Here is a 7,197-nt window from a genome sequence, read left to right as displayed (position 1 = left end):
CGCCGCCTGCGCCTGCGCCGACGACGTCTGCCCGGTGTACGCGCTGCCCGCGTTGTGCTCGTAGACGAGCTCGCCGCCCTCCAGGCCGACCTGCACGCCGGCTGCGATCAGCCCGAGCGAACCGACGATGGTGACCATGCGCGCGGCGCGGCCGACGTCGCCCCGGAAGAGACCGGCGCCGGTGATGAGCAGCAGCACGCCGCTGAGCACCAGGAACCGCTCGGCGGCCTCCTCGTGGTCGTGGATGGCGGCCTCGGGAACGACTGCCTCCACGCGGTCCTCCTCTGCCTCACCGGTCCGCAGCGCGACAAAGGCGCTTGCGGCGAGCGCGGCGGCCAGGACCAGCGGAACGCCCCATGTGCGCCGCGGATCCATGCCGCGTCGGATCATCCAGACGGCGCCGATCGCGACCAGGGGGAGCAGGAACATCAGCACTATCGGGAAATGGACGACAGCGGGGTGGAGCGGATCAGGCAACATTCGGGTATCCTCCGTTGGGGTTACGCATGGAGAATCGCCGCGGTGCCGCCGTGGCTGTATCGGTCAAACGACGCAAAACCGGGCCCCGGATGACCTATCCGACAGATGACGGACTCCCTCTGATGGACGAAAACCGCGATTCCAGGCTGCCGTTGCTGCTGGTCGTGGCGCTCGCGTCCATCGTCGTGGGCGGCACAGTGGACCTGGTGCTCGACCGGCCGGAGCGGTGGCTATCGTTCCACGTGATCTTCGAATCGCTCATGATCGCGGGCGCGCTGCTCATGGCGACGACGCTCTGGCTCGGCTGGTGGCGCGCCGAGCGCTCACTGGGCGAGATGCGGGCGCGGCTGGAGGCACGAAAGGCCGAACGCGACGAATGGCGGGAAAACGCGCAGAAGGCGCTGCAGGGGCTCGGCCTGGCGATCCACAAGCAGTTCGACGCCTGGGGGCTCACGCCTGCCGAGCGCGAGGTCGCGCTGCTGCTGCTCAAGGGGTACAGCCACAAGCATGTCGCCAGCGCGACCGGGCGCAGCGAGCGCACGGCCCGCCAGCACGCGGCGGCGGTGTACCAGAAGGCGGGCCTCGGGAGCCGGGCCGAGCTCGCGGCGTACTTCCTGGAGGACCTGCTGCTGCCGGAAGGGGAGCGGGCGGGCTCCGGGGCGACATAGCGGTCGACCGGGAGCGTGCGCTCAGGGCGTTCCCGGCTCGAAGCTCACCAGCTCATTGCGCACCAGCCCGTTCTTCGGCTGCTCTTCCAGCACCATGCCGACGCCTGCGCAGTAGAACTTGTGCTCGCGCGCGCCCGGTTCGAGCGGCGTGAAGTCCATCGTCTCGATGCAGTCGGTGTACGTGCCGGCCGCGGTCGTGACCGTCAGGCCGCCGTGCAGCACCTTCGCCATGTCCTCGGCCTCGCCCTCATAGAACTCCTGCCGGTAGGTCTTGCCCTTCCTGGCGAGGGGGTCCGCCCACATGATGATCCCGGCTTCGGCCACCGAACCGATGCCCAGGATATCCGCACCGGCCTCCCACGATCCTGCCGGGTCGCCGCCCGACGCCTCGCAGTCGCCCGCCACGTCCGGATCGAAATCGCGGGTGTACTCGCCCGGCTCGTACTCGCACGACGCCTCGCCCAGGTACCAGACGTTGCCCCACCGGTCCTGCCCGAACCAGTCGAAGGTGAGCTCGACCAGATCGCCGTCGAGGTAGACCTCGTCACGCAGGACCGTCGCCGTGATCCCCGCGATCGTGCGCGTGTCGCCGGTGACGGTGTCGATCGTCCGTTCCAGCCCCTCGTCGGCTTCGGCCTCGTATGTCCAGACGGTTCCCACGATCAGCGGGAAGTACGGGTTGGCATCGTCCGCCGCGATTGGATACACGAAGTCACCGGGCGCCGGCAGCTCGAGTGCGAGGGCGAAACGTGCGAAGACCGCCTGCGGCGGCAGCTCCGGTGACGTGACATCGCCGGGCGCGTCGCAGGCGGCCAGCACGGAGAGGGCGGTGACGGCAAGGACAACAACCGGAGTGGATGAGCGTCTCATCGTGTCCTCCCGTTGCAGCTGGATGGTGGGCGAGCCGAGGGAGCGGGCTGCCGAGCCTCCGCGAGTCCCCCGCTCGGGGTGCAGCCCATGAAGGCGTCGGGAGCGCTCCGACGCATTTCGGAGGCCAGATCGAGAGGTCGGCGCACAGCGTTGACCGGGCACCCACAGGCGCCCGGTCCATGTCGGCTCAGCCCGCGCTGCCGACTCCCTCCATCTCCCTGACCGCCGTGATCAGCGCCGCCAGCGTCGGCCGCTCCTCGCCCTTCAATTCCGCACTGATCGCACGGTAGCCTGCCAGCTCGCGCGCGTTCTTCGCGATCAGGTCGTTGACCACGGATGCGACGTCGCCGTTCGCGCCCGCGCTGCCGATGGCGCTCGCCGTCAGGCGACGATGCACGCCGCGGACGTCGTCGTCGAGAAGATGCGCCGCACGCTGCTCCCAGCCGTCGTTGCCGGCGGCGTCGCGGATCGCGTCGCGCAGCCAGCCGAGCTCCAGCGTGTCGGACAGCAGGTAGAACGCGCGCCCTGTCCGCAGCGGATCGGCGCCCGTCTCGTGCGCGACTTCGACGATGCCGAGCAGCTGGTCGAGAAAGCGCAGCGTGATGAGCGACGCGGCGACGTCCTCGCTGCGTGTCAGGTCGCCCGCCTCGCGCGTCAGCCGCTCGAACACGTCGCGCTCGTGGCCGACGACGACCGATCGGAAATCGCGCCGCAGCGTCGTCACCCCGTCCAGGTAGCGGTCCACCACCTCGGCGATCGGTGTGCCGACCGGGACGTTGGTGAGGATCCAGCGCGTGGTGCGCTCGAGCACGCGGGACAGGCCGAGCAGCCAGCGGTATACGACGCCGCTCTGCACGTCACCCTCGAGCGCCGCGAGCCTGCGCCGCAGCTCGTCCGCGCCGGCCAGGCTTGCCGCCGCGAACCAGGCGCGGGCGACGTCGCTTTCCGCATGACCGGTGTCGCGCGCGACGCGGTGCACGAACGCGGAGCCCATGAGGTCGACCATGTCGTTGCACAGCAGCGTCGCGATGATCTCGCGGCGCAGCCGGTGACTCGCCATGGGACCGTCGCCAGCCGCCTCGACCGCATGCGGCGGGAAGTACTCCGCGACGTAGCGCGCCATCGCGGGATCATCCAGCGCACTGCTGTCGAGCAGCGCCTGCTTGAGCGACAGCTTGGAGTACGCGAGCAGCACGGACAGCTCGGGACGCGCGAGCGACTGTCCGCGCGCCTGCCGCTCGACCAGCGTTTCCAGTGTCGGCAGCGCTTCCGCCGCGCGGTCGAAGACGCCGCGCTGCTCCATGGACGTCATGAAGCCCTGGAAATCCTGGAAACCTTCGCCAGCGCGCAGCAGGTCCAGCGAGATCGCGAGACTCTGCGAGCGGTTGTCGTTCAGGACCTTCTCCGTCACCGCGTCGGTCAGCTCGTGCAGCAGTGCGTTGCGGCCGTCGCGATCGATGCGGCCTTCCGCGACTGCGGCGTTCAGCAGGATCTTGAGGTTGACCTCGCGGTCCGACATCTCGACACCGCCCGAGTTGTCGATCGCGTCCGTGTTGCAGCGACCGCCTTCGAGCGCGTAGCGGATGCGCGCCCGCTGCGTCAGCCCCAGGTTGCCGCCTTCGCCCAGCACCTTGCAGCGCAGGTCGGTCGCGTCGATGCGCACGGCGTCGTTCGCCGTGTCACCGACATCCGCGTGCCGCTCTTCCGGCGCCTTCACGTACGTGCCGATGCCGCCGTTCCAGAGCAGGTCGACCGGCGCGGACAGGATCGCGCGTATCAGCGACTCGCCGTCGAGCACGTCGGTGTCATCGGGCAGGCCGAGCGCGGTGCGCGCCTGCGGCGTGAGCGTGATCTGTTTCTGCCCGCGCGACACGACGAAGCCGCCCTCGCTCAGCACATTGCGATCGTAGTCGTCCCAGCTGGAGCGGCCCAGATTGTACAGCCGCTCGCGCTCGACGTACGACGCCTCCGGATCGGGATCCGGGTCGACGAAGATGTGCCGGTGATCGAACGCCGCGAGCAGCCTGATCTGGCGCGAGCGCAGCATGCCGTTGCCGAAGACGTCGCCGCTCATGTCGCCGATGCCGACCGCGGTCAGCGGCTCGGTCTGCGTGTCGCGGCCCATCTCGCGGAAGTGTCGACGCACACACTCCCACGCGCCGCGCGCGGTGATGCCGACGTCCTTGTGGCTGTAGCCGTTGGAGCCGCCGGACGCGAACGCGTCGTCCAGCCAGAAGTCGTACTCGGCGGCGACCGCATTGGCGATGTCGGAGAACTTCGCGGTGCCCTTGTCCGCCGCGACGACGAGGTACGGATCGTTCTCGTCGTGCACGACCAGTCCCGGCGCGCGCACGACCGCGCTGTCGACCAGGTTGTCGGTGACGTCGAGCAGGCCACGGATGAACGTGCGGTACTGCTCCTGCACCTCGGCCGCGACGTCCTTCGTTTCCGCGGAAAGGTTCGGCGTGACGAAGCCGCCCTTGGAGCCCGCGGGCACGATCACCGCGTTCTTGACCGCCTGCGTGCGCACGAGGCCCATGACCTCGGTGCGCACGTCGTCGGGACGATCGCTGTGACGCAGTCCGCCACGCGCGACCTTGGCCGCGCGCAGGTGCGTGCCCGCCATCTTCGGCGACTGCACCCACACCTCCGCGCGCAGGCGCGTCGGCACCAGCGATTGCAGCAGCTCGGACAGGATCTTGATCGAGATGTACGGCACGCCGCCGGAGCGCTTCGTCGGGACGTCACCGCCGTGCACGTAGTAATTCGTGCGGACCGTCGCATCGATCAGCGTGAGCATGCGACGCAGTGCGCGGTCGTCGTTGAGCGACGTCACGCTTTCCAGCGACGCGAGCACGCGCTCGCGTGCCTCCTCGATGCGCTTCGTGCGCTCGTCGACGCTGGTCGCAGCCGCGGGGTCGAACTTCTGGCGGAACAGCTCGACCAGCAGGCGTGCGGACTCCGGGTACGCGTTCAGCACGCGCGGCAGCGCCTGGCGAGCGGGCACGATCTGGCACTGGAACGCGTACTCGCTGTACACGCGCAGCACGTCCACCTGCCGCCAGCGCACCCCTGCCGTGAGCACGAGCGCGTTCAGTGCATCACTCGCCGCATCGCCCGCAGCCACGGCCAGGATCGCATCATTGAGGAGTGCGGCACGCGCGCCGAGGTCCAGGCGACGCTGTTCCCGGTCCTGCACGCTGAACGTGTAGATGTGCGCGCCGCCCTGCTCGTCCGTCGCGTCGTACGGGCGCATGGAAAGCACGCGCAGACCGAGATGCTCGAGGATCGGCATGAACTCGGAGAGCACGAGGCCGTCGCCGCGCACGTAGACGTTCAGCCACGTGAACCCCTCCGTCTCGCCTTCGCCCATCAGCGGCCGGTTCGACAGCCGCACGTCCAGGCGACGGTCCCGCGCTTCCATCGCCTCGATCACGCCCAGGTCCGCCGCAGCCTCCTCGGGTCCACTGGACGCCTGGTACTCCGCATTGAAGGCCGCGCCCCAGCGCAGCGCCTTGCGCTGCGCCTCCTCGGTCGAGTGCGTACGCGCGAGGTGGCGCTGCAGCAGCTCCGTCCACGTCTGCACGACCTCGTGGACCAGCACATCGAGCTGCGACGCGGTCACCGCGGCGACCCGCTCCTCCGGCGCCGCGATCTGGAAGTGCAGCCGCGCCTGCGCCCCGCCGCCCATCACCAGGTTGTAGTTCAGCAGCGTGCCGTCCAGCTCGCGCACGAGCGCCGACTGCAGCGCGCGTCGCACGCGGCCGCTGTAGCGGTCGGCGGGCATGATGATCATGACGGACACCGCGTCCCCTGCCGCGTCTGGCCGCAGCGCGACCTTGACCTCCTGCGCGTAGTACTGCGCGAGGATCGCCTTGATCTCTTCCGCAATCTCCACCGCCGATGCCGAGAACAGCTCCTCCTTCGGCATCGAGTTGAAGATCTTCACCGCCTCGCGCTGGTCGTGCGAGCCGGGCAGCCAGCCCTGCTGCTCGATCAGCAGCCGCAGCTTGTGACGCAGGATCGGGATCTGCTGCGCTTCCTCCGCGTACGCACGCGAGCGGAACAGTCCCAGGAAGCGACGCTCACCGACGATCTCGTCGCCCTCGATGCCGCGGATCGAGATCGCGTGCATGCGCGTGCGACGATGCACCGTCGCTTCCACCGACGTCTGCGTGATCACGAGCAGGCGCGGCGGCCAGCGCCTGGCGGGCTGCGACGGTGGGGACTGCGGTGCGGACTGCGCCGGTGCGGGCTGTGCCGATGCGGACTGTGCCGGTGCGGACTGTGCCGATGCGGACTGTGCCGGTGCGGACTGTGCCGGTGCGGACTGTGCCGGTGCGGACTGCGCCGATGCGGACTGTGCCGGTGCGGACTGTGCGGCAGGGGCGAGGTCGTTGCGCGACCGCCTCGCCGGTGAACTGCCCGACGCGGAGCCGTTCAGCTTGCTCAGGTAGCGCTCGTGCGCGGCGCGCGCGGGCAGGATCGGCGTCACGCGACGCGCCTGCACGTCGTCGCGGAGCAGCCCGATGCCGCGGCCGCCGTCGACGTTCCCGAGGGCGCCATCCGGCTGGTCGACCCGGCCCCAGGCGTCGTAGCCCAGGAACACGAAGTTGTCGCGCAGCCAGTGCAGGAACGCGCCGACTTCCGCGACCTCCAGCGTGCGGTCCGGCATGCGCTGCGCGACGCCGTCCAGCGATGCGACGACCTCGTCCAGCGTGGCCAGCATCGGCGCGAAATCGTCCGTGACCGCGACCGCATCCTGCAGGCTGCTCCCGATGGCGGTGCGCATCTCGTCGATGCTGAGTTCGCCGTCGACACGCACGACCTCGCCGTAGATCAGCGACTCGAGCGGTCCGCCCTCCGTGGCCGGACCGATCCCGGTGACGTTGCCGTTGCCGTCACGGTCCACCCGCAGCACCGGGTGCAGGAAGCGCTCGAACGCCAGCCCGTTCGCGTACAGGTACTCGCGCACCGTGGCCACGACGAACGGCCGCTCGCGCACACCCGTGCGGATCACCGTGGCGCCGGCGGCGTAGTCCGCGGCCTCCTCGATCTCCACGTCCACGCGGTCCGGCCGCGAGCGCTGCAGGTGGCGGAACGATCCTGCCACGAGCTCGGCAATGTCGCGGGCACTGCGGTCGCGGAGAAATTCCGGCGGTGCGCCGGCAAGGAAGAG

Annotated in this window: 4 protein-coding genes; 1 reads left to right on the top strand and 3 read right to left on the bottom strand. The window is 69.8% G+C overall.

Going from position 1 to position 7,197, the window contains the following annotated elements:
* On the bottom strand, window positions 1–429 hold a 429-nt coding region (locus VFU06_09475), incomplete at its 3' end, for a hypothetical protein (GenBank protein ID HEU5209630.1).
* A 173-nt stretch (window positions 430–602) separates the two neighbouring features.
* Here VFU06_09475 and VFU06_09470 point away from each other — a divergent pair.
* Window positions 603–1,148: a helix-turn-helix transcriptional regulator gene (locus tag VFU06_09470; protein HEU5209629.1), complete on the top strand. Its 546-nt coding sequence runs from the start codon at window positions 603–605 to the stop codon at window positions 1,146–1,148.
* A 21-nt stretch (window positions 1,149–1,169) separates the two neighbouring features.
* Here VFU06_09470 and VFU06_09465 read toward each other — a convergent pair whose 3' ends face one another.
* Window positions 1,170–2,018 carry a hypothetical protein gene (locus VFU06_09465; GenBank protein HEU5209628.1) on the bottom strand — a complete coding sequence of 283 codons (849 nt, stop codon included), beginning with the start codon at window positions 2,016–2,018 and terminating at the stop codon, window positions 1,170–1,172.
* Window positions 2,019–2,205: 187 nt separating this feature from the next.
* On the bottom strand, window positions 2,206–7,197 hold a 4,992-nt coding region (locus VFU06_09460; protein HEU5209627.1), incomplete at its 5' end, for an NAD-glutamate dehydrogenase domain-containing protein.

Source organism: Longimicrobiales bacterium, assembly GCA_035764935.1.
GTDB lineage: Bacteria > Gemmatimonadota > Gemmatimonadetes > Longimicrobiales > RSA9 > DASTYK01.
The sequence above is the reverse complement of the archived record's forward strand: the minus strand, read 5'-3'. Positions and strand labels throughout refer to the sequence as shown.